This is a genomic window from Neisseria sp. HMSC061H08 (assembly GCF_001836795.1).
Classification (GTDB): Bacteria; Pseudomonadota; Gammaproteobacteria; order Burkholderiales; family Neisseriaceae; genus Neisseria; species Neisseria subflava_A.
Genome location: NZ_KV830556.1, coordinates 43769 through 66297 on the forward strand (window position 1 = coordinate 43769; position 22529 = coordinate 66297).

Annotated in this window: 18 protein-coding genes and 3 tRNA genes; 14 read left to right on the forward strand and 7 right to left on the reverse strand. The window is 49.2% G+C overall.

All coding sequences use genetic code 11. From position 1 onward, the window contains the following. Positions 1 to 215 precede the first annotated feature (215 nt). Positions 216 to 1211 (forward strand): Slam-dependent surface lipoprotein, encoded by a 996-nt coding sequence (locus HMPREF2675_RS01160; RefSeq protein WP_070813776.1) that lies wholly within the window; start codon positions 216 to 218, stop codon positions 1209 to 1211. Positions 1212 to 1272: 61 nt separating this feature from the next. Continuing rightward, on the forward strand, positions 1273 to 3690 hold the full coding sequence (locus HMPREF2675_RS01165) for a TonB-dependent hemoglobin/transferrin/lactoferrin family receptor (protein WP_070813777.1): 2418 nt from the start codon (positions 1273 to 1275) through the stop codon (positions 3688 to 3690). Between the two features lie 209 nt (positions 3691 to 3899). Here HMPREF2675_RS01165 and mnmC read toward each other — a convergent pair whose 3' ends face one another. Beyond that, a complete protein-coding gene (gene mnmC, locus HMPREF2675_RS01170; RefSeq protein WP_070813778.1) occupies positions 3900 to 5510 on the reverse strand; it encodes an FAD-dependent 5-carboxymethylaminomethyl-2-thiouridine(34) oxidoreductase MnmC1 in 1611 nt (536 codons plus the stop codon). Positions 5511 to 5634: 124 nt separating this feature from the next. Between mnmC and HMPREF2675_RS01175 the strand changes: the two genes are divergently transcribed. Beyond that, a complete protein-coding gene (locus tag HMPREF2675_RS01175; RefSeq protein WP_070813779.1) occupies positions 5635 to 6225 on the forward strand; it encodes a tyrosine-protein phosphatase in 591 nt (196 codons plus the stop codon). 73 nt (positions 6226 to 6298) lie between these two features. On the opposite strand, the gene cysE is transcribed toward HMPREF2675_RS01175, so the two are convergent. Then, complete coding sequence (cysE, locus tag HMPREF2675_RS01180; RefSeq protein WP_070813780.1) at positions 6299 to 7117, reverse strand: serine O-acetyltransferase; 819 nt, start codon at positions 7115 to 7117, stop codon at positions 6299 to 6301. A gap of 150 nt (positions 7118 to 7267) precedes the next feature. Here cysE and grpE point away from each other — a divergent pair, with 150 nt between their 5' ends. The 3 genes from grpE (at position 7268) to HMPREF2675_RS01195 (ending at position 10548) form a co-directional block, all read left to right on the forward strand. Then, entirely contained in the window at positions 7268 to 7828 is a 561-nt protein-coding gene (gene grpE, locus HMPREF2675_RS01185) for a nucleotide exchange factor GrpE (protein WP_003747507.1), read from the forward strand. 305 nt (positions 7829 to 8133) lie between these two features. After that, a complete protein-coding gene (gene dnaK / locus HMPREF2675_RS01190; protein WP_049348822.1) occupies positions 8134 to 10062 on the forward strand; it encodes a molecular chaperone DnaK in 1929 nt (642 codons plus the stop codon). Positions 10063 to 10329: 267 nt separating this feature from the next. After that, positions 10330 to 10548, forward strand: a complete 219-nt coding sequence (locus HMPREF2675_RS01195) for a hypothetical protein (RefSeq protein ID WP_070813781.1) — start codon at positions 10330 to 10332, stop codon at positions 10546 to 10548. Positions 10549 to 10621: 73 nt separating this feature from the next. Here HMPREF2675_RS01195 and HMPREF2675_RS01200 read toward each other — a convergent pair whose 3' ends face one another. Further along, positions 10622 to 11962 (reverse strand): DUF2868 domain-containing protein, encoded by a 1341-nt coding sequence (locus HMPREF2675_RS01200; protein WP_070813782.1) that lies wholly within the window; start codon positions 11960 to 11962, stop codon positions 10622 to 10624. Positions 11963 to 12120: 158 nt separating this feature from the next. Further along, positions 12121 to 12205 (reverse strand) — tRNA-Leu (locus HMPREF2675_RS01205). A gap of 161 nt (positions 12206 to 12366) precedes the next feature. Here HMPREF2675_RS01205 and HMPREF2675_RS01210 point away from each other — a divergent pair. The 4 genes from HMPREF2675_RS01210 (at position 12367) to HMPREF2675_RS01225 (ending at position 13928) form a co-directional block, all read left to right on the forward strand. Then, on the forward strand, positions 12367 to 13032 hold the full coding sequence (locus tag HMPREF2675_RS01210) for a hypothetical protein (RefSeq protein WP_070813783.1): 666 nt from the start codon (positions 12367 to 12369) through the stop codon (positions 13030 to 13032). Beyond that, positions 13025 to 13618, forward strand: a complete 594-nt coding sequence (gene ribA / locus HMPREF2675_RS01215) for a GTP cyclohydrolase II (RefSeq protein ID WP_003685106.1) — start codon at positions 13025 to 13027, stop codon at positions 13616 to 13618. The genes HMPREF2675_RS01210 and ribA overlap by 8 nt, the downstream gene beginning before the upstream one ends. Positions 13619 to 13743: 125 nt before the next feature. After that, positions 13744 to 13819: transfer RNA gene (locus HMPREF2675_RS01220), tRNA-Val, on the forward strand. A gap of 32 nt (positions 13820 to 13851) precedes the next feature. After that, a tRNA-Asp gene (locus HMPREF2675_RS01225) sits at positions 13852 to 13928 on the forward strand. 190 nt (positions 13929 to 14118) lie between these two features. Here HMPREF2675_RS01225 and parE read toward each other — a convergent pair. Both parE and HMPREF2675_RS01235 read right to left on the reverse strand, forming a co-directional pair. Further along, on the reverse strand, positions 14119 to 16104 hold the full coding sequence (gene parE, locus HMPREF2675_RS01230; protein WP_070813784.1) for a DNA topoisomerase IV subunit B: 1986 nt from the start codon (positions 16102 to 16104) through the stop codon (positions 14119 to 14121). 68 nt (positions 16105 to 16172) lie between these two features. Further along, positions 16173 to 16709, reverse strand: coding sequence for an RNA pyrophosphohydrolase (locus tag HMPREF2675_RS01235; RefSeq protein ID WP_070591394.1), 537 nt, complete (start codon positions 16707 to 16709; stop codon positions 16173 to 16175). A gap of 328 nt (positions 16710 to 17037) precedes the next feature. On the opposite strand from HMPREF2675_RS01235, the gene HMPREF2675_RS01245 reads away from it, so the two are divergent. From HMPREF2675_RS01245 to HMPREF2675_RS01260, 4 genes are all read left to right on the forward strand, one after another. Further along, the gene (locus tag HMPREF2675_RS01245) at positions 17038 to 18183 is read left to right on the forward strand and encodes a polyamine ABC transporter substrate-binding protein (protein WP_070813786.1); all 1146 of its coding nucleotides are present in this window, start codon (positions 17038 to 17040) and stop codon (positions 18181 to 18183) included. Between the two features lie 107 nt (positions 18184 to 18290). Beyond that, positions 18291 to 18563: an ACT domain-containing protein gene (locus tag HMPREF2675_RS01250; protein ID WP_003680574.1), complete on the forward strand. Its 273-nt coding sequence runs from the start codon at positions 18291 to 18293 to the stop codon at positions 18561 to 18563. Between the two features lie 19 nt (positions 18564 to 18582). Beyond that, a complete protein-coding gene (locus HMPREF2675_RS01255) occupies positions 18583 to 19401 on the forward strand; it encodes an NYN domain-containing protein (RefSeq protein ID WP_049336231.1) in 819 nt (272 codons plus the stop codon). Positions 19402 to 19455: 54 nt separating this feature from the next. Beyond that, a complete protein-coding gene (locus tag HMPREF2675_RS01260; RefSeq protein ID WP_070813787.1) occupies positions 19456 to 20814 on the forward strand; it encodes a PFL family protein in 1359 nt (452 codons plus the stop codon). Between the two features lie 68 nt (positions 20815 to 20882). Here the strand turns inward: HMPREF2675_RS01260 and HMPREF2675_RS01265 are convergent, their stop codons facing one another. Beyond that, a complete protein-coding gene (locus HMPREF2675_RS01265; protein WP_070813788.1) occupies positions 20883 to 22412 on the reverse strand; it encodes a helicase HerA-like domain-containing protein in 1530 nt (509 codons plus the stop codon). Positions 22413 to 22529 lie beyond the last annotated feature (117 nt).

Here is a 22529-nt window from a genome sequence, read left to right on the forward strand (position 1 = left end):
ATTTACGAAATATATATAACTTATTTATTTTTATAGGATTATAGATTACGTAAATATATTTAACAGAGAGAGGATAGCATAAAGATTCACCCTAACTACTGATAGAAAAAATATTGGTATTGCTAAAATAAAATATTTGTTACACAATATTACATATTATTAGTAATACTTATCATTATTGTATCTGAGAAGCTTGTATTTTAGAGAGATTGGTTATGAAAATTAATGTATTTATAGTGCCTATTGCAACTACCTTTATTTTGACTGCATGTGCAGGTGGAGGTGCATCTGAGCCCAAAGTTCCCGTTGCTATTCCGACAGCGCAACCTATCGCCAATGTCAAGTTGAGTGATGAGAGCAATGCAATAAAGACCATCAACACCCTTTCCGGTAAAGGTGGCAGCCTGCATGAAGCGGAGCTCGAAGTGAAAACATCCTGGGGTAGTTATACCGATAATCAATATGTCTATCAAACCCCTTCTGGTAACTATTACAACATTAGTTCATATTCTGATCCGATTGTCCCATCATATTCCAGCCCATCTTATGCCCTTCGTACCCGCCATGAAGGACAACCTTTATCTGAAGGTGGCAAACTGTTTGTCTGTTGCAGTAGTTCGGGACAGTTCGCCAATGCCCCTGCAACCAAACATGACCACCTTAAATTCGGCGCATGGATAAGTTCAGACGGTACGGCAGACCTGTTTGTTGGCGGCAAACCTGTCGGATCGGCAAAACCGTCATGGAGTACACCGTCAGACAGTACTGTGGCAAAAGGTAAGACTACATACGAAGTTTGGGCAGTACGCGTCCGCAACGGCAATTTCGTTACCTCTACCTACGAGCCCAAAAAATCCTATGGGGCCTCTGAAAAAATCGCTCCCAAGCTTTCACTGCTGACAGCCAATTTCAACACCAACAAACTCGGCGGCACGATTTTAGGTAATGCGGATTACGGTCCAGATGTTGTGATGAAAGATGTTGGCATCAACGGCGTTGATTTCTCGGGCACTGCTGAATCCAACGGCAAAAACGGCAAAGTCGAAGGGAAATTCTTCGGTCAGTTCAACGGCGGTTATAAAACAGAAGTCAGCATAGGCGGCAAAGTAACCTTCGATGCTGACAAATCGTTAGATACTGTATTTGGCGGCGTAGAAAATTCATCAGACCGCAATACGACAGATACAAGCTTGACACCTGTCAGCCAGTAACTGCGCATCAAGCATTCCAATAATAGATAATCAATATATATATTATATTAAGAGGCAAAAAATGTCCTTCCATTTTAAACCTGTACTGCTGGCAGCTATTGTCAGCCAAACTTTCCCTGCCTTAGCGGCCGATCCTATTCCTCAAGCTTATCAGGAGTTGAATGAAGTCAAAGTCATTGGCGGCCGCAAAGTACAAAAACTCGGTGAAGAGAAAATCCGCCGTCAGGTTTTGGATAAACAAATGGTCTCCGATGAAAGCGACTTGGTGCGTTACGATCCGGGCATCAGCGTCGTTGAAGGCGGACGTTCCGGTTCCAACGGCTTTACCATACGCGGTGTCGATAAAGACCGCGTTGCCATCAACGTGGACGGACTGGCACAAGCAGAAAGCAGGTCGTCTGAAGCGTTTCAAGAGTTGTTCGGTGCATACGGCAACTTCAATGCAAACCGCAACACTTCCGAACCCGAAAACTTTTCGGAAGTAACCCTTAACAAAGGCGCGGACTCGCTTAAATCCGGCAGCGGCGCATTGGGCGGTGCCGTCAACTACAAAACCAAATCCGCAAGCGACTATGTTTCCGAAGAAAAACCCTACCACTTAGGCATTAAAGGCGGCTATATCGGACGCAACAGCCAAAAATTCAGCAGCATAACCGCCGCAGGAACCTGGTTGGGTCTGGACGCATTGATGGTCTACACCCGCCGTTTCGGTAAAGAAACCAAAAACAACAGCGACGCTGCCGATACCGTCATCACTGACAACAAACAAAGCTGGAGTCCGAATGCTGGTATGACCAACTACGGCAGCCGCGGTGTAGCGCGCAGCAAACCTGACCCTCAAGACTGGGAAAACAAAAGCACCCTGTTCAAACTGGGTTACAACTTCAACGATAAAAACCGTATCGGCTGGATTTACGAAGATTCACGCACCGACCGCACGACGATTGAATTGTCCAATATGTGGGCGGCAGACTGGAAAGGCGACGCACTGGGCGACACCCGTTCCCGTCAAGATATTTCCTACCGCAAACGCATCGGTTTCGAATACAAAAACCAACTTGACAAAGGACCATGGGACAACCTCAACCTGCGTTACGACCGTCAAACCATCGACATGAGCACTTGGACCTGGGACTTGCCGACGGATTATGGCCGTAACGGTGTCAACAGCGACGTGTACCATATGTTCCGCAACATCCGTCAAAAAAATACCCAATTCGGTGCCGATGCCGAAAAACAAATCGACTTCTCCAAATCGGTATGGGCAATGCAATACGGATTAGGTGGCTCCAAAAACGATAACGGTAATAGCGACCATAGCTATTGGGTACGCCTATATGACCCGAAATACCAAACGTCCAACAACCAAGAATTGACTATGCTGGTCGAAAGCTCGTCCAAAAACCGTTTTGCCTACTGGAACAACACCTTCCAATTCGGCGACAGCAGCCAATACCGCCTCAATGCCGGGGTTCGTTACGACAACAGCAGCAGCAAAGCCAAGGACAACCCCAACTATACCCCTGCCATCCGCGGTCAAATCCCCTATCTTGGCAGCGAGCGTAAACACAGCGGTTTCAGCTACGGCTTAGGATTAGACTGGAAATTTACTCCACATTTGAATCTTCTAGCGAAATACAGTACAGGCTTCCGCGCGCCGACTTCGGACGAAACCTGGCTATTGTTCCCGCATCCTGACTTCTACCTTAAAGCCAACCCCAACCTGAAGGCAGAAACCGCCAAAAACTTCGAGCTGGGACTTGCCGGCAGTGGCAAAGCCGGAAACTTTAAACTCTCCGGCTTCCAAACCCGCTACCGCAACTTTATCGAGCTGACCTACATGGGTGTGTCCTCAGACAACCCCAACAGCCCTAATTATGCGCCGATTTCCGACGGTACCGCATTGGTCAGCTCACCCGTTTGGCAAAACCAAAACCGTTCCTCCGCATGGGTGAAAGGTTTGGAATTTAACGGCACATGGAACCTCGACAGCATCGGTTTGCCGCAAGGCACGCACGCAGGTGTTAATGTCAGCTACATCAAAGGCAAAGCCAAACAAACCAACGGACAGGAAATCCCGATTAACGCCCTTTCCCCGTGGTCTGCCGTTTACAACCTGGGCTATGATGCTCCTTCCAAACGCTGGGGTGTCAATGCGTACCTGACCCACACTGCAGCTAAAAAACCGTCTGACACCGTCCATAGCAGTGATGATTTGAACAACCCATGGCCATTTGCCAAACATAGTAAAGCTTATACGCTTTTCGATTTGACAGGTTACGTCAATTTGGGTAAATACTTCACTGTGCGCGCCGGTGCGTACAATATCGGCAACAAAAAATACTACACTTGGGAATCGCTGCGCAGCATCCGCGAATTCGGTACAGTCAACCGCGTTGACAACAAAACCCATGCCGGTATAGAACGCTTCACCTCCCCCGGCAGAAGCTACAACTTCACGCTTGAAGCCAAGTTCTAAGGTAATTAGAACAGAAAGGAAGGTTGGTACAGCTACAGCACCACCAACGGCGTTGACCACGATGGCAAAGGCTTAGACCGCTACCGCGCCCCAGGCCGCAATTACGCTGTATCGCTGGAATGGAAATTCTAAGCAGTTAACGGATAGCTAAAGGCCGTCTGAAAGTTTTGATGACTTTCAGACGGCCTTTTTTATTTACAGCGAAATTTTTAAACGGATAACAACGGCTGCTGCCGAACAATCGCGCGGATGATGGCGCGGTTGGGGTGTAGCGCGGTTCTCAGTCTTTGCGATAGCGGCTGCGGCAAGCCGAGTATTTCGGCTGCAATGGCGGCGGCGCAGATGGGGGCTGTCGCCAGTCCGCGTGTGCCGTGTGCCGTATTGATGTAGGCATTGGGCAGGTAAGGGCAGGGAATATTGTCGAGGCGGTAGTTCTTGTCCAAGGCCAGCTTAGCGTAGGCGGACTGCATGGCGGCGATGTCGCCGAGCGCGCCGACAACGGGTAAGTGGTCGAGGCTGTCGCAACGTAGGGCGGCATGGCCTTGTGTGTTTTGAAGGCCGTCTGAAAACGAATCTTGCTCAAACAGGGATTGTGCCAATGGCGGATTGAGCTGTTGCAGGGCGGCGCGGTTTTCGGTTTCTTCGTGCGGATACCAAGTTTCATCGTTGCTGTTGAGGACAAATGTCGCGCCGTAGCAGTGGCGGCCTTGCCAGATCGGGCTGATGTAGCTTTCGCCGGAAATGGCGCAACGCAGTTTTTGTGAAAATGGGCTGGCGGATACAACGCCGGTTTGGCCGCGGATTTGGCGGAAAGGCAGGGCGGAGACGTTGGTGTCGGCGGCAGTCGGGCTGTGCGCGCCCATACAGTAAACGATATGACTGGCGTTGAAATGCGCGACCGGCGTGTGTGCCGTCCATCGTGTGCCGTCATGCGATACGGCGGTCAGCGGCGAATGTTCGTGCAACTCAATCAGCGGATGATTCAATAATGCATGCACGACAGTGGGTGGATTCAGCCATACACCTTGCGGCCAGTAAAGGCCGTCTGAAAATACGTCTATGCCTGCAATGTGCGCAGCCTCTTCGGCAGATACGCTGCGGTAGAGGTGTTTATGCTGGTGTTGCAAACCCAAGGCTTGATTGCGTTTGCGTTCGCTTTCGTCAAAATTCAAATGCAATACGCCGTCGCCGCCCCATACGTCGGAGTCGGGCAGCAAGTCTTCCAACAATCGGCGCGTATAGCCGTAGCCTGTCAGCAGCAGCTCGGTTTGTTCGGTATCGTGTGGCGAGATTTTGGCGTAGAGCAAGCCTTGGCGGTTGCCGCTGCCTGCCTGCGCCGCTTTACCTGCCTCCAAAACCGTAACGCGTATGCCGTGCTCAGCCAGTTTGTGTGCGGTTGCCGCGCCGGCAATGCCTGCGCCGATAATCAGGACGTGTTCGGGCGTGGCTTGATGTTCGGGCCGTCTGAACCAAGGTTTAAGAGGAATAGGGGCGGATTGGGGTATGGCTTCGGTTTGCCATTCGATATGATGGAAATGTTCGTGTAAGCGGTCGGCGCGGTGTGGCGGAACCAGCCAGAGATGCACATCAGGCAATAGGTCTTCTAAAACATTGACGCTGTTGAACTGAAGGCATTTCATGGCTTGAGCAAGACGGTTGTTCAGACGGCCTTCAAGCTCGGAGGAATGATTTGACAGCGGAAAATCGGGAATACGGTTTTCAGGCAGGCAGACAATCAAATAAAGCGGCGCGGTATGTTGTTCGATCGCGTGGCAAAGGGTAGCAAGGGAAGGCGTGGTGTTCCAAGCAAGGCAGATCATGATGAAAGGCCGTCTGAAAAAAGAGGCTTTATTGTAACGCGGTTTGCGCGGATAGAATATCCGAACGGGTTTTGATAGAATCGCATGATATTTGATTTTCAATTGATTTTTATACAGGAATTTTATGCGCCGTCTTTTGTTGTGCCTTCTTGCTTCCGGCTTGCCCATTGCTTGCTCGTCCGCGCCGCCGGATAACGGCAGCAAAGCCGTTCAGTCCGAACGCTGGGCAACCCCCGTCAAACACGATGCCAACCTTTATCGCATTGACGACAAGCTTTATCGCAGCGAGCAGCCTGTTGCCGAAGATGGCGAAGCCATCGTCAAACTGGGCATTCAAAGCGTGATCAACCTGCGCTTTTTCGACCGCAACGATGACGACCATTTGAAAGCGTATGGTTTGACCTTGCTAAACCGTCCGTTGCTGTCATGGAGCATTAAGCCGAAAGAGATTGCGGAAATCCTATACTTGATTGAAAAACAACAGCAAAACGGCGCAGTGCTTATCCATTGTTATCACGGCGCAGACCGTACCGGTTTGATTGCCGGAATGTACCTCATTATTTATCAAGGCTGGCCGGTGGAAGAAGCAAAAGCCGAAATGCAACATGGGCCTTACGGTTATCACAGCATTTGGAAAAACATTGCCAACCTGTTTACCGAAGAGAAAGTCAAGCAGGTTAAAACACACTTGGAAGCCTTGCGCAAACGCGGCTAACACTAAGATTTAAATCATAAAAGGCCGTCTGAAAGAACAAATCTTTCGGACGGCCTTTTAAATGGCAGATTGCTTAAATCACAAAATCCGTAGTCGATAATTGAATGTTTTGATCCATATCGGCAGACGGGGTTTTGGACGAGCGGCCAACCGGTTTGGCCGGTACGCCGACAACGGTAATCGAAGACGGTACATCGGCAACCACCACGCTGCCTGCGCCGATTTTGGCATTTTCGCCGATGCGGATGTTGCCCAAAATTGAGGCATTTGCACCAATCATCACGCCATCGCCGATTTTCGGGTGACGGTCGCCGCTTTCTTTGCCCGAACCGCCCAGCGTTACGCCGTGGAGGATGGAAATGTTGTTGCCTAAGACGGCGGTTTCGCCAGCCACAAAACCGGTGGCATGGTCGAGCATCAAACCGTGACCGAAACGCGCAGCCGGGTGGATATCGACGCCGAACACTTCCGACATGCGGTTTTGCAGGAAATACGCCAGCGGTTTACGGCCGTTTTGATAGAGCCAGTGGTTGATACGGTGTGCCTGTACGGCGTGGAAGCCTTTGAAATACAACAGCGGCAGCGAATATTCATCACAAGCCGGGTCGCGCTCGTAAATGGCTTTCAAGTCGGCCTCGACACATTTGCTGATGCGGGTGTCCACACTCAAAGCCTGCTGATAAATTTCAAACAGTGCACGCACATCCATGATCGGGCTACCGAGCTTGCTGGAAAGATGGTAGGCCAATACCGAATCGAGCGAATCGTGGCGCAACACGGTTTGATGCAGGAAGCTTGCCAGCATCGGTTCGGCCGCGACTGCGGCTTCGGTTTCTTCGCGGATGGTGTGCCACAGATTAAAATCAGTTGAATTCAAATGGTCTTTTTTCATGTTTGAGGCCGTCTGAAGAATACAATCAGATGGCTATCTTACCGTTTTCCAACGTCTTTTAACAAGGCATTTGATAATCGGCATTCAAATGCTTGAAGTTTTTTCAGACGGCCTTATATATGAAACATCGAATATCAACACGCTAAAAGGATGTCAGAAATGACGGAGCATAACGAACAACATCAACACGAAGCAGAAGAAGCGGCAGCCGTAGAAACTGCCGAAACCGTTGAAACCGAACAAGCAGAACCGACTTACGAAGAACTTCAGGCGCGTGTCGCCGAGTTGGAAGGCCAGCTCAAAGACAGCGAATTGCGCGGTCTGGCAAACGAGCAAAACCTGCGCCGCCGCCATCAGCAGGAAATCGCCGACACCCATAAATTCGCCGGACAAAAATTTGCAGCAGAAATGTTGCCGGTTAAAGATTATCTCGAAATGGCGCTGCTGGACCAAAGCGGCAATTTCGATGCGCTGAAAATGGGCGTGCAAATGACTTTGAACGAGCTGCAAAAAGCATTTGATGCCACACACATTAAAGAAATCAACCCGCAGCCGGGCGATAAACTCGATCCGCACCAACATCAAGCCATGCAGGCAGTCGTCAGCGAGCAAGAGCCGAATACCATCGTCAGCGTGATGAAAAAAGGCTATACATTGGCCGACCGCGTGCTGCGTCCTGCAATGGTTGTCGTGGCGAAAAAAGAAGATTGAAGGCATCGCTTGATAAAGTTTATCAAGCATAAAATCTTCAGACGGCCTTATCCGGTTTCAAAACCCGATGTTCCGCTATTGGAAAATCATTCCGATAAACCGGAATCGGAAAATGAAAACCGGGTCGTCTGAAAAAAGAATAAACGGCTTGTGGATAAATAAATCAAGCACTTGAATTTAATCTTAAAAAAAATTCAAAATAGGCCTTGAAAAAAAATGAAGCAACCTTATTTACAAGCCATCGGAACGAAATGTTCCACAGGATTATTAATTTAGAAAAGTTTATTTATTAGGAGCAACATAATATGGCAAAAGTAATCGGTATTGACTTAGGTACAACCAACTCTTGTTTGGCCATTTCTGAAAACGGTCAAACCAAAGTAATCGAAAACGCAGAAGGCGCACGCACCACTCCTTCCGTTATCGCTTATTTGGACGGCGGCGAAATCCTCGTCGGCGCACCTGCAAAACGCCAAGCGGTAACCAACGCTAAAAACACTATTTACGCCGCCAAACGTTTGATCGGCCACAAATTTGAAGACAAAGAAGTACAACGCGACATCGAATCCATGCCTTTTGAAATCATCAAAGCCAACAACGGCGACGCATGGGTAAAAGCACAAGGCAAAGAGCTGTCTCCTCCTCAAATTTCCGCAGAAGTTTTGCGTAAAATGAAAGAAGCAGCCGAGGCTTACTTGGGCGAAAAAGTAACCGAAGCCGTGATTACTGTTCCTGCCTACTTCAACGACAGCCAACGTCAAGCGACTAAAGACGCAGGCCGCATCGCAGGTTTGGAAGTAAAACGCATCATCAACGAACCGACCGCAGCCGCTTTGGCATTCGGTATGGACAAAGGCGACAGCAAAGACCGTAAAATCGCCGTGTATGACTTGGGTGGCGGTACTTTCGATATTTCCATCATCGAAATCGCTAACATCGACGGCGACAAACAATTCGAAGTATTGGCAACCAACGGCGACACCTTCTTGGGCGGCGAAGACTTCGACCAACGCTTGATCGACTACATCATTGACGAGTTCAAAAAAGAACAAGGCATTGATTTAAAACAAGACGTCATGGCTCTGCAACGCCTGAAAGAAGCTGCTGAGAAAGCCAAAATCGAATTGTCCAGCGGTCAGCAAACTGAAATCAACCTGCCATACATCACTATGGACGCAACCGGCCCGAAACATTTGGCCATGAAAATTACCCGTGCCAAATTTGAAAGCCTGGTTGAAGATTTGATCCAACGTTCTATTGAGCCTTGTAAAATCGCATTGAAAGATGCCGGCTTGAGCACCAGCGACATCGACGACGTGATTTTGGTCGGCGGTCAAAGTCGTATGCCGAAAGTACAAGAAGCCGTTCGAGACTTCTTCGGTAAAGAGCCTCGTAAAGACGTGAACCCTGATGAAGCTGTTGCCGTAGGTGCAGCGATTCAAGGCGAAGTATTGAGCGGCGGCCGTAGCGACGTATTGTTGCTGGACGTAACCCCTCTGTCCTTGGGTATCGAAACCATGGGCGGCGTGATGACCAAGTTGATTCAAAAGAACACTACTATTCCGACTAAAGCGTCTCAAGTGTTCTCTACTGCCGAAGACAACCAAAGCGCTGTAACCATCCATGTGCTGCAAGGCGAACGCGAACGCGCTTCTGCCAACAAGTCTTTGGGTCAGTTCAACTTGACCGACATCGCACCTGCACCACGCGGTATGCCTCAAATTGAAGTTACTTTCGACATCGACGCCAACGGTATCTTGCACGTTTCTGCCAAAGACAAAGGCACCGGCAAAGCCGCCAACATCACCATCCAAGGTTCTTCAGGTTTGAGTGAAGAAGAAATCGAACGTATGGTGAAAGATGCCGAAGCCAACGCTGAAGAAGATAAAAAACTGACTGAATTGGTCGCTTCACGCAACCAAGCCGAAGCTCTGATTCACTCCGTGAAAAAATCTTTAGCCGACTACGGCGACAAACTTGACGCTGCCGAGAAAGAAAAAATCGAAGCTGCGTTGAAAGAAGCTGAAGAAGCCGTTAAAGGCGACGACAAAGCCGCTATCGATGCTAAAGCCGAAGCTTTGGGCACAGCCAGCCAAAAACTGGGCGAAATGGTTTACGCTCAAGCACAAGCCGAAGCACAAGCAGGCGAGGGTGCTCAAGCCGAGTCTTCAGCTAAGAAAGACGACGACGTTGTAGATGCCGACTTTGAAGAAGTAAAAGACGACAAAAAATAATTGATGCCGTCTGAAAAAAGCGCGAATCGAAAGGTTCGCGCTTTTTGTTGTTTGGGGAATGTGTAAAGACGCTTTGTCAAAGTTGACGGTAAACTTTCAAAACCTTGCTACATCATCGCGTTGCCATACTTCTATTGCTGAATTTTGAACAGATTTCGCCGAATGCAGACAGCAGCTGACAGTCAAAGCCATTAATATTTGTCCATCGCTTGAGTGCGAATAAATGCTTATTTTTACCTCAAATCAACCTCTTGAAAGAAGATGAATATGAAAAAACTGATTCAAGTGACCTCTTTGATGGTTGCCGCTGCCGGTTTGGTCTTGGCTCCAGTCGCTTCTGCGCATGGCAAATACGACACGCATCCGAAACAAGAGCGTATGCACACAAAAGCCAAACCGCACAAAATGAAAAAACCTGCACCTAAAGCCAAACACCACGCACCAAAGCCCAAACATCATCGAGAGCATCGCCACGAACCTCATTAAGATGAATCCTCAACAATAAATAAGGCCGTCTGAAACCCAAACATCAGGTTTCAGACGGCCTTCGGTTTATCTGTCAAATAGCGCTTTGCCGTTTTTCTTGTGCCAAACGGGTCGGCTCCAGCCAGGCAATGTTTCTTTCTGCCAGCGCATCGCGCCAATAATCCAGTTTGGTATCCAAATCTTCAGAGAAACTGTCTTGATTCAAAAGCTGAATGATAACGCCTCCGTCCGTAGCTTCGGCCAAGCGGCTGATTTGACGCAAAATGCCGCGATCGGGAACAGTTTGCGTGCGTACGCCGATGAGAAGTTGCACCGGAGTTTGTTTCAATTCGGCTTCCAATTGTTCCAAATCTTTTCTGCCGGCGACTACGCCTTTGTCTATCCATTCTTGCGCCAAAACGCCGGAAAACCAAAGCGGCTCAGGCCATTCCGTTTCCAGAGTAACGGCCCATTTGGGCGCATTATTCAGCGTAATTTTAGATGAAACGGGAACGATATTTTCCTGAAAGTCATCGGCATCGACAATCTTCGTCTGCCATGTGCGGAGAATGTTTTGATAGTAGGGCCGATTCAAATCCAAACGTTCGCGAAGGGTTTTTAAAGTAATTTTGCAAGCCAGCCAAGCAAGCAAGCGCGGCAGAATGCCATAGCAGACAATGCTGCCGATGAGTAAACCCGCCCAAGCGCGCGCATCTTCGATATGATTGTTCAGACGGCCTGCAATTACGGCCTGACTGTCGGGAACAGGAAAGCCCAAACGTTCCGGCAGCCATGACAAAGCCTCAACCGTTTTCACCAATGCCGTATTGCTTAAAAGCGTACTTTCCCAGTTGAACGTATATTGACGCACCAAAAGCAGCAGCAAAACAGAAACCAACATTCCCGACAGCGTACAAAGCCACAGGCCGTGTGAAGTTGCACCAATCAGCCAACGCGTTTGCGGTTTGCGCCATTCATCTACATAAAGCCGCAAAATTGCCTGATTGACCGGGTCTTTGCCTCGGAACCAAGTTGCCGGACTGCTGATAAAGTGCACATTTTTCAAACGCAGGAATAAAGTCGCCAGCCACACCAGCAGCATGACTGTATTCATGCCCAAAATCCCGGCCAATACCAGAAAAAAGTTCAGCCCCTGATTGTCCATCAAAAGATAAGTACTGGAAAAACCGACTGTAAACAACAATGTCGCTGCAACAATCCAAAGCCAAAACGAGCCTGTCTCCACCTGTTGCAACGCATATTTCAAATGCTGGTCGCGGTCGATAATTTGAGCGCGGCGTATCAGTTTTTCCTCATTGCCGCCATCAATATGTCGCAACGCTTCCGTCGCCTGCACAGGATCTCCCGGAAAAATATAGGCACGTTCTTCAAGGATGCGGACCAATTCGACAAGTTTTTGCGATGGATTCAACATAAATGATAGGCCGTCTGAAAGATAAAATGGAAACGTCTGTTATACCCACAAATAAACCCCTTTTTTGCAAAGGTCAAAAAATTAAAAGCAGTTTTGATTTCGGGTATATAGTGGAATAGATGTAAAAAAAGCAGCCTGAAAGCTGCTCATTTTGAGTGTGGTGCGGACGGAGAGACTCGAACTCTCACACCTCGCGGCGCCAGAACCTAAATCTGGTGCGTCTACCAATTTCGCCACGTCCGCACTAATTTGAATCGTGGATTATACACAAGATTAATGGGGGCGCAAAGTCTTGTTCGCTTGAATTTTTCGGTTTATCCCTTATATAATGGTTTATTCCGGCCGTCTGAAAGCAGGGTTTGTTTTCAGACGGCCTCAACTTTACTATTGGTGAGGAAGGGCAGATGCCTGCTTTATTGATTAAAGATTTTTTGCAGACGCAAGGTTTGAAGTTGCCTGCGGATGAGATACATGTTGCTTATTTGACTGCCCAGGCTGTGATTAAAATGGGCAATGCTTCGGTTGAGCGTTCGATTTTGTGGCCGTCTGAAGACGGTTGGCAGTTGGCGGATTATGTTGATGCCGAACATGAATTGTTGTTGAAACAGATTTTTATGGCTTTGGATTCGGTTGCCGAGCGCACCGAGCATTTGAAAAGCGCAGCGGTTTATACAGCCTTCCCGAAAGATGGCGCGTTGTCGCTGGTTCGACTGAGCCGTTGGGGCGTGCCGTTGGAAAATGTGATTCCAATCGACGAGCAGGCCGGACAGGCTTTTTTGGCTGTGCGTACGGCGCAAAGCGGTTGGATGAATGTTTGTCAGAATGTGGCGTATTGGCAGGAAATTGGGGAATTGTCGGATGAACGCAATCATCTCGGCTTGAGTCAGATTTCTGTTCCTGTCTGTATGCCCAGCGGTGCAGTTTTAGGCGTGGTACATGCTGAATTTGATGTCAAGGACGGTGCGCCCGATGAAGTATTGGTGGCTTGGATTGCCCTTGCCTTGGCCTTGTCGGATTCTTTGAAAAATCTGCTGGGCGTGGCTGAAAGCGAGGAAGCGGAAAATGAGTAACGCGTTGAAGTTTGTTGCGTCATGCCGTTTGCCTACGGAATGGGGCGAATTTACCATGCACGGCTTTGAAGAAGAGGGCGGTCAGGAACATGTCGCATTGACGATGGGCGATGTTTCAGACGGCCTGCCTGTGTTGTCGCGTATTCATTCCGAGTGTTTGACCGGCGATGCTTTATTTTCGGTGAAATGTGATTGCGGCCCTCAGCTTCAAGCGGCGATGCAGGCCGTTCAGAAAGAAGGGCGTGGCGTTATCGTATATTTGCGCCAAGAAGGCAGGGGCATTGGTTTGATAAACAAAATCCGTGCTTATCGTCTGCAAGATCAGGGCTTGGATACGGTTGAGGCCAATGTAGCGCTCGGCCTTCCTGTTGATGCACGCGACTTTACTTTGGCCAAGCAGATTTATGATTATCTGCATATTCGTGAGGTCAGATTGTTGACCAATAATCCTGAAAAAATCCAAACGTTGAAAGACTCCGGTATTAATGTGGTCGAACGGATTGCATTACATGTCGGCGAAAATGTGGAAAATGAACGTTATCTGCATACTAAAGCGGATAAATTGGGGCATTTGATTTTCGATTGATGGATAGGTATAACGGTAATTTTTGCGGTTAAATAAAATATTCTACATTCTTTCAATGGGATATATTTTTATTTAAATAAAAACCTTGCGCGTAATCTGATTTTTTGATTTAATGTCGGCTTATCGGGTGATTAGCTCAGTTGGTAGAGCGTCTGCCTTACAAGCAGAATGTCGGCGGTTCGACTCCGTCATCACCCACCACTTTCCTTTTCATTGTCCCTGACAATGGATGCGCGGTGGTAGCTCAGTTGGTTAGAGTACCGGCCTGTCACGCCGGGGGTCGCGGGTTCGAGCCCCGTCCGCCGCGCCATTATTTAAAAAGTACTGATTATGTCAGTGCTTTTTTATTTGTCTTAAAGATACAATTAAGCTGCAAAAATAGAGACAGGTAAGTAACGGGGTATTGAAATACTGTTTAACCTTAAATTCTGATGATTTTAAAAAAGGCCGTCTGAAACTTTTAAAGTTTCAGACGGCCTTTAGTCTATTAAAACAATGGATTAAATATCCAATTCGGCCGTATCGCCTTCTTTTTCCATCCATGCTCGGCGGGCGGTGGCTTCGCCTTTGCCCATCAGTTTGACGAAGATGTCGCGTGTTTCGTCATCCGCGCCTTCGGGGATTTGTACCTGCAACAGGCGGCGGGTGTCGGGGTGCATGGTGGTGTCTTTGAGCTGGTCGGGGTTCATCTCGCCCAAGCCTTTGAAACGGCTGATGGAATAGGCGGTTTCTTTGACGCCTTCTTTTTGCAGCCGCTCTAAAATGCTGTCGAGTTCGTTTTGGTCGAGGGCATAGAATTTGCGGGCGGGTTTGCTTTTGCCTTGTGCGTTGACATCGACGCGGAACAGTGGCGGCTGGGCGACGTAGATGTGTCCGTCGGCGACCAGTTTCGGGAAGTGGCGGTAGAACAGGGTCAGCAGCAAAACTTGAATATGCGAGCCGTCCACGTCGGCATCGGACAGGATGGCGATTTTGCCGTAACGCAGGCCACTTAAGTCGGGATGGTCGTTGATGCCGTGCGGATCAACGCCGATGGCAACAGAAATGTCGTGGATTTCGGCATTGCCGAAGAGCTGGTCGGGGTGGACTTCGAAGCTGTTGAGCACTTTGCCGCGCAGGGGCAGGATGGCCTGTGTGGCTTTGTCGCGGGCAAGTTTGGCGGAGCCGCCGGCGGAATCGCCTTCAACGAGGAAGAGTTCGTTTTCGCGGATGTCTTCGCTTTCGCAGTCGGTCAGTTTGCCGGGCAGGACGGCGACGCCGCTGCCTTTTTTCTTTTCAATTTTTTTAACCGAACGCATCCGCGCTTGTGCCTGACGGATAGCGAGTTCGGCAATTTTTTTGCCGTAGTCCACGTTTTGGTTCAGCCATAATTCCAAAGGGTCGCCCGATACGGCGGCAACGAGTTTCAACGCGTCGCGGTTGGTCAGTTTGTCTTTGGTCTGACCTTGGAATTGCGGGTCAAGGACGCGGGCGGAGAGGACGAAGGCGGTTTTGCCGAACACGTCGTCACTTTGTACTTTCACGCCGCGCGGTAGGAGGTTGTGCAGATTGATAAAGTTGTTGACGGCGTTGAACACGGCTTGTTTCAAGCCTGCTTCGTGCGTGCCGCCCAGCGGGGTGGGGATGAGGTTGACGTAGCTTTCGTTGGCACATGAGCCTTCTTCCAGCCAAGTCAGGGCAAACGCGGCACCTTCGCCGATGCTGAAATCGCCATTGTGGCCGTCTGAAATGTAGTTTTCGCAGGAAAAGATAGGCACAGCTTCTTGCGCATCGGCAATCAGGTCGGTCAGATAGCTTTTCAGGCCGTCCGGGTAGTGCCAAGTTTGGGTGTATGCTTCGCCTTCGCCTTTAACCGGACGGGTCAGGGAAACGCGCACGCCCGGCAGCAGCACGGCTTTGGCGCGCAGCAGGCGTTCGAGTTCGGGAATGCTGTAATTCGGGCTTTCAAAATATTTGCCGTCCGGCCACACGCGCACTTCGGTGCCGCTGTCTTTGACGGCGCATTTGCCCACTTCAGTCAAAGGCTCGATGACGTCGCCGCCGGAAAAGACGATGCGGTGGATTTTGCCTTCGCGTTTGACGGTGACCTCGAGGCGGGTGGAGAGGGCGTTGGTGACGGATACGCCGACACCGTGCAGACCGCCTGAAAAGGCATAGGCACTGCCGCCGTCTTTTTTGTTGAACTTGCCGCCTGCGTGCAGACGGGTGAATACAAGTTCGACTACGGGTACGCCTTCTTCAGGGTGCAGGCCGACGGGAATACCGCGGCCGTTATCACGGACGGAAAGCGAACCGTCTTCATGAATTTGCACGTCGATTGCAGTCGCGAAACCGCCCAACGCTTCGTCCGCCGCGTTATCAATCACTTCCTGACAGATATGGGTCGGGCTGTCGGTACGGGTGTACATGCCGGGACGTTCTTTGACCGGCTCCAAACCTTTGAGGACGGTAATGCTGGATTCGCTGTATTGATTGTTTTTAGCCATAGGAATAATGTAAAGGCCGTCTGAAAGGAAGAAAAACAACGCTTTCAGACGGCCTGAAAGCGTTGGGGTTATAGGTTTTCTATTGGATTGCGACGGATAAATTCTTCATAGCTTTCTATACCGCGCAAGAAACGAGAAAGTTCGGTCAATGCGCCCAAATACACGCCGCGCTTGAAGTCGATGACTTCGTCAACCGGCGCCCAGTATTGGTGCCAGCGCCAGCCGTCAAATTCAGGATGATGGCAGGCGCGGAGGTTGACGTCGCTGTCGCGGCCGACCAAACGCAAAAGATACCAAATCTGTTTTTGTCCGCGATACGAACCGCGCCATTCGCGGCGCACCCAGTGACTGGGAACGTCATAACGCAACCAGTCGCGCGTACGGCCAACGATTTTGATGTGTTGCGGCAACAGGCCGACTTCTTCGTACAACTCGCGGTACATAGCGGTCTCAGGACTTTCGCCCGGCTTGATGCCGCCTTGCGGAAACTGCCAAGAATGTTCGCGTACGCGTTTGCCCCAAAAGACTTCGTTACGTTCGTTAATCAGGATAATACCGACATTGGGGCGATAGCCTTCTCTGTCTAACACGGTGTCGCCCTTCATTAAATTCAATCGTGCAATTTTCCCACAAATTGGGCGGTTTTGACAAATCTTGAGGCCGTCTGAATAAGCCCACAGTTTTTTCCAGACGGCATGAAACCGTTTCTGAAAAAATGTTGTTTATGAATAAAACCATAGCTTCAGACCGTCTGAAAAATGAAATTTTTTTCTGCTTTAAGGTCTTGCATTCAAAAGCTTTTTGCCGTTTAATGCAAACCTTGCTGAATCAAGGGCAAAGGACACATGCCGGCCGCCCCCACAGTTTCCCTTTTGTAAGTGGCATCTGCCACCGCTGCAATATTTTTACCCCCCGAACAAAAGGTCTGAAACCATGAAAAAATCTTTGATGGCGGCGGCAATCTTGAGCCTCGTCTTGACTGCGTGTAGCGGTGGAAAAGAAACCGCCGCAGAATCTTCCGCATCTCAAACTCAAACTTCTTCCTCTCAAACGGATAAACTCAATATCTACAACTGGTCGGATTATGTCGATCCGGCCACGCTGTCTGCGTTTGAAAAAAATACGCATATCAACGTCCGCTACGATTACTACGACAGCAACGAAGCGCTGGAAGCCAAGCTGCTGACCGGCAAGTCGGGTTATGACCTGGTTGCGCCTTCTATTTCCAATGTCGGCCGTCAGATTAAAGCCGGCGCGTATCAAAAAATCGATAAATCGCAAATTCCCGATTACGCCAATATCGATCCCGATTTGTTGAAAATGATGGAAACCGTCGATCCGGGCAACGAATATGCCGTCCCTTATTTCTGGGGCATCAATACGCTGGCGATTAACAAGCAGCAGGTTCAAAAGGCTTTGGGAACGGACAAGCTGCCTGAAAATGAATGGGATTTGGTGTTCAACCCTGAATACACCCGAAAACTGAAATCCTGCGGTATCAGCTATTTCGACAGCGCCATCGAGCAGATTCCTTTGGCTTTGCATTATTTGGGCAAAGATCCGAACAGCGAAAACCCTGAGGACATCAAAGCCGCCGTCGATATGATGAAAAAAGTGCGTCCCGACATCAAACGCTTTACCTCATCGGGCTATATCGACGATATGGCTGCCGGCAACCTTTGCGTATCAGTAGGCTATGGCGGTGACCTCAATATTGCCAAAACCCGTGCCAAAGAAGCCGGAAACGGCGTAGAAATCGAAGTATTGACACCGAAAAACGGCGTCGGTATTTGGGTGGATTCGCTGATGATTCCGCGTGATGCGCAAAACGTGGCCAATGCACACAAATACATCAATCACACGCTCAATCCGGAAACGGCGGCCAAAAACGGCAACTATGTGACTTATGCTCCGGCCAGCCGTCCGGCGCGGGATTTGATGGATGAAAAATACACTTCTGACGAATCGATTTTCCCAAGTAAAGAATTGATGGAAAAAAGCTTCATTGTCTCCCCTAAGTCAACCGATGCGAGCAAACTCAGCGTTCGCCTGTGGCAGGCTTTGAAAGCAGGGCGATAATTAAAATTGAAATTTGAATACTCAGGCCGTCTGAAACAGTTTTTCAGACGGCCTGAGTGTTATAATTGTCAACACTTTTCAAATATCCTATAAGGAGAAACAGCGTTATGAACAATTCAGTCATCACCGTCATCGGTAAAGACCGTGTGGGCATTGTGTACGACGTTTCCAAAATTTTAGCGGAAAACCAAATCAATATTCTCAACATCAGCCAACAGCTGATGGACGATTTTTTTACCATGATTATTTTGGTAGACACTTCAAAATGCACCAAATCGCGTCAAGAAGTTTTGGATTTGTTTGCGGAAGAGAGCAAAAAACTCGCGCTTGATATCCGTATGCAAAACGAAGAAATTTTCCAAGCCATGCACCGTATTTGATTTTAGGAACTCTAAAATTATGTCAAAAAATAAAATTAGTTTTAATGTAGCTGAAGAGAAATCTGCACGGTTGGCAGTTTTAATTGATGCTGATAATGCGTCAGCGCAAACCATTGATGCGATTTTAGAAGAAACAACTAAATTCGGTGAAGCAATGGCAAAACGCATCTATGGCAACTTTGTTGGTAACAACGGCAAATGGAAAGCCGTCATTAATGAGCATGCTATCAAACCTATGCAGCAATTCGCTTACACCACAGGTAAAAATGCCACTGACGGTTTTATGATTATTGATGCGATGGATTTACTTTATACTGGCCGTTTTGATGGTTTTTGTTTGGTATCTAGTGATAGTGACTTTACTGCATTAGCTATTCGGTTGAAAGAACAAGGTGTAACAGTTTACGGTTTCGGCAAAAAGCAAACGCCTGAAGCTTTCCGTAATGCGTGCAGCCAATTTATCTATGTAGAAAACTTGATGCCTGAACCCACACAAAAAGAAACAGTAACTGATAAACCACAGAAACCAACAGAGAAACAGATTCAAACAGCCTCTCCCGAAAATGCTCAAGCTCAACCGAAAATTGCCGAACAACTTGAGAACAAATTACCATTAGAGACTATACATAAAATTTTCGAACATGCGGAAAGTGAATGGATGGCTATGACTGCATTCGGTGCCACTTGGAAACGCTTGCAGGTAGATTTTGACCCACGTAATTACGGGTGTAAGAAATTTACCGATTTAGTAAAAAAATATTCTGATGTGTTTGATTACGAAATGCGAAAAACTGCTGAAGGCACGCAAGAGCATATGTATGTCAAGCTTAAAGTCTAATCGAAGGTCGTCTGAAAATATTTTTCAGACGACCTACAAGAAAGGCCGAACCCCATGAATAACTTCCACAGTAATGAGATACTTGAAACCGTCAAAATGGTTGCCGACCAGAATTTTGATGTGCGCACCATTACCATCGGCATTGATTTGCACGACTGTATCAGCAGCGATATCAATGTGTTGAACCAAAATATTTACAACAAAATTACCACAGTCGGTAAAGACTTGGTGGAGACGGCAAAATATCTGTCTGCCAAATACGGCGTGCCGATTGTAAATCAGCGCATTTCCGTTACGCCAATTGCCCAAATCGCCGCAGCCACCCATGCAGACTCCTATGTCAGCGTGGCGCAAACTTTGGATAAGGCTGCCAAAGCGATAGGTGTGTCTTTTATCGGCGGCTTTTCCGCGTTGGTGCAAAAAGGCATGTCGCCTTCGGATGAAGTGCTGATCCGTTCCATTCCCGAAGCGATGAAAACCACCGATATCGTGTGTAGCTCCATCAATATTGGCAGCACGCGCGCCGGTATCAATATGGATGCGGTCAAGCTGGCAGGTGAAACCATCAAACGTACGGCTGAAATCACGCCCGAAGGTTTCGGCTGCGCCAAAATCGTCGTGTTCTGCAATGCGGTGGAAGACAACCCGTTTATGGCGGGTGCGTTTCATGGTTCGGGCGAAGCGGATGCCGTTATCAATGTCGGCGTATCCGGCCCGGGTGTCGTAAAAGCCGCGTTGGAAAACTCAGATGCAACGACATTGACCGAAGTTGCGGAAGTAGTGAAGAAAACTGCTTTCAAAATTACTCGCGTGGGCGAACTTATCGGCCGCGAAGCCTCAAAAATGTTGAATATCCCGTTTGGTATTCTTGATTTGTCGTTGGCACCAACTCCTGCCGTCGGCGACTCAGTGGCACGCATTCTTGAAGAAATGGGTTTGAGCGTCTGCGGTACGCACGGCACGACGGCTGCTTTGGCATTGCTGAACGATGCTGTGAAAAAAGGCGGCATGATGGCTTCCAGTGCGGTCGGCGGTTTGAGCGGCGCATTTATCCCCGTTTCAGAAGACGAGGGCATGATTGCGGCTGCCGAAGCCGGTGTGCTGACGCTGGATAAACTCGAAGCCATGACTGCCGTCTGCTCCGTTGGTTTGGACATGATTGCCGTGCCCGGCGATACGCCCGCGCACACGATTTCCGGTATCATCGCCGACGAAGCCGCCATCGGCATGATCAACAGCAAAACCACCGCCGTGCGCATTATTCCGGTAACCGGTAAAACCGTCGGCGATAGCGTCGAGTTCGGCGGCCTGTTGGGCTACGCGCCTGTAATGCCGGTTAAAGAAGGTTCGTGCGAAGTATTTGTCAACCGAGGCGGCAGAATCCCGGCTCCGGTTCAATCGATGAAAAACTGATTGGATTGATGAATATAAAAGGCCGTCTGAAATTGATTTTCAGACGGCCTTTTATGTTTGCAGGCTGATTATTTGAACATATTTTTAATAATGCCCATTACGCTGCGTGAAATGGCGTTGGTTACTTGGCGGTTGATTTGGCTGCCGATGGCGTCGGCAACGTTGTAGCCCAAACCTTGGCCGGATTTTTTACGTCCGCCGCTCAAACCGCCGATCAGTCCGCCGAGGATGCCGGGATCGGCATTGGCAGCCTCTTTTTCTGCGGTTTTTTGCGCTTTTTCCTGCTCTTTGGCAGCATTTGCGGCTTCTTTTTCAGCGGCAGCCTGGCTGTCTGCTTCGGCCAATGCTTCAAAAGCGGAGTAGTTGTCCACCATGTCTTTATAGGTTGGATATAAATCGTCGTTTTGGAACAGGCGGTTGCATTCCTCTGCGGTAAGCGGGGTTAAGGAAGATTGCGGCGGCAGTATGAGGGCGCGTTCTACCGGCTCGGGCATACCTTTTTCATCAAGGAAGGAAACGAGGGCTTCGCCGACGCCGAGTTCGGCAATCGCTTCAGCAACTTTGATGTTGGGGTTGCTACGGAAGGTTTCGGCAGCGGCTTTGACTGCTTTTTGGTCGCGCGGTGTGAAGGCGCGCAGGGCGTGTTGTACACGGTTACCCAGTTGGCCGAGAATGGTATCGGGCAAGTCAAGCGGGTTTTGGGTGACGAAATATACGCCCACGCCTTTGGAACGGATCAGGCGCACGACTTGTTCGATTTGTTCGACCAACGCATTGGCAGCATTGTCGAACATTAAATGCGCTTCGTCGAAGAACATCACGAATTTTGGTTTGTCCAAGTCGCCGACTTCGGGCAGAGTTTCAAACAATTCTGCCAGCATCCACAGCAAAAACGCGCTGTACATACGCGGCGAGCGCATCAGTTTTTCGGAGTTGAGGATGTTGATGATGCCTTTGCCGTTGTCGGTTTGCATCCAGTCTTGCAGGTTGAGGGAAGGTTCGCCGAAGAATTTTTCTGCGCCTTCGTTTTCCAAGGTCAGCAGTTGGCGTTGAATCGCGCCGATACTGGCGGCAGAAACGTTGCCGTATTGCGTGCGGTATTCCGAAGCATGGTCGGAAACGTGTTTCAGCATGCTGCGCAGGTCTTTCAAGTCCAGAATGTGCCAGCCTCTGTCATCGGCAACTTTGAACACGAGGTTGAGCAGGCCTTCTTGCGTGTCGTTCAGATTCATTAGGCGCGCCAAAAGCATAGGGCCCATTTCTGAAACGGTTACGCGTACGGGAATACCGGTTTCGCCGTAAACATCCCAAAAGCGCACGGGGAAATTTTGCAGCCATTGTTCGCCCAAACCAAACTCGGCGATGCGTTCGCCCACTTTGCCGCTGTTGGCACCGGCCTGCGCGATGCCCGACAAATCGCCTTTGACATCGACCAAGAATAAAGGGACGCCTTCGCTGCTGAAGGCTTCCGCCATACGGCGCAGGGTAACGGTTTTACCCGTACCGGTCGCACCGGCGATCAAGCCGTGGCGGTTGGCCATTTTGCCTTGGATTTTGAGCGTTTTCCCGTCGGCACGCGCAATTTGAAATGTAGTCATGATTATTCCTTAGAATCCGTGATGTGAAACAATTTGTTGTCTTAAAAACAAGCATTTTAACGTTTGCGGCGAGGGGATTCAACCAAGCAAAGTTTCAGACGGCCTTAAGTTTTGCAA

Bases quoted from the DNA above. Each gene is read 5' to 3' on its own strand.
- HMPREF2675_RS01160 (WP_070813776.1), top strand. From the start codon at position 216: ATGAAAATTAATGTATTTATAGTGCCTATTGCAACTACCTTTATTTTG.
- HMPREF2675_RS01165 (WP_070813777.1), top strand. From the start codon at position 1,273: ATGTCCTTCCATTTTAAACCTGTACTGCTGGCAGCTATTGTCAGCCAA.
- mnmC (WP_070813778.1), bottom strand. From the start codon at position 5,510: ATGATCTGCCTTGCTTGGAACACCACGCCTTCCCTTGCTACCCTTTGC.
- HMPREF2675_RS01175 (WP_070813779.1), top strand. From the start codon at position 5,635: ATGCGCCGTCTTTTGTTGTGCCTTCTTGCTTCCGGCTTGCCCATTGCT.
- cysE (WP_070813780.1), bottom strand. From the start codon at position 7,117: ATGAAAAAAGACCATTTGAATTCAACTGATTTTAATCTGTGGCACACC.
- grpE (WP_003747507.1), top strand. From the start codon at position 7,268: ATGTCAGAAATGACGGAGCATAACGAACAACATCAACACGAAGCAGAA.
- dnaK (WP_049348822.1), top strand. From the start codon at position 8,134: ATGGCAAAAGTAATCGGTATTGACTTAGGTACAACCAACTCTTGTTTG.
- HMPREF2675_RS01195 (WP_070813781.1), top strand. From the start codon at position 10,330: ATGAAAAAACTGATTCAAGTGACCTCTTTGATGGTTGCCGCTGCCGGT.
- HMPREF2675_RS01200 (WP_070813782.1), bottom strand. From the start codon at position 11,962: ATGTTGAATCCATCGCAAAAACTTGTCGAATTGGTCCGCATCCTTGAA.
- HMPREF2675_RS01210 (WP_070813783.1), top strand. From the start codon at position 12,367: ATGCCTGCTTTATTGATTAAAGATTTTTTGCAGACGCAAGGTTTGAAG.
- ribA (WP_003685106.1), top strand. From the start codon at position 13,025: ATGAGTAACGCGTTGAAGTTTGTTGCGTCATGCCGTTTGCCTACGGAA.
- parE (WP_070813784.1), bottom strand. From the start codon at position 16,104: ATGGCTAAAAACAATCAATACAGCGAATCCAGCATTACCGTCCTCAAA.
- HMPREF2675_RS01235 (WP_070591394.1), bottom strand. From the start codon at position 16,709: ATGAAGGGCGACACCGTGTTAGACAGAGAAGGCTATCGCCCCAATGTC.
- HMPREF2675_RS01245 (WP_070813786.1), top strand. From the start codon at position 17,038: ATGAAAAAATCTTTGATGGCGGCGGCAATCTTGAGCCTCGTCTTGACT.
- HMPREF2675_RS01250 (WP_003680574.1), top strand. From the start codon at position 18,291: ATGAACAATTCAGTCATCACCGTCATCGGTAAAGACCGTGTGGGCATT.
- HMPREF2675_RS01255 (WP_049336231.1), top strand. From the start codon at position 18,583: ATGTCAAAAAATAAAATTAGTTTTAATGTAGCTGAAGAGAAATCTGCA.
- HMPREF2675_RS01260 (WP_070813787.1), top strand. From the start codon at position 19,456: ATGAATAACTTCCACAGTAATGAGATACTTGAAACCGTCAAAATGGTT.
- HMPREF2675_RS01265 (WP_070813788.1), bottom strand. From the start codon at position 22,412: ATGACTACATTTCAAATTGCGCGTGCCGACGGGAAAACGCTCAAAATC.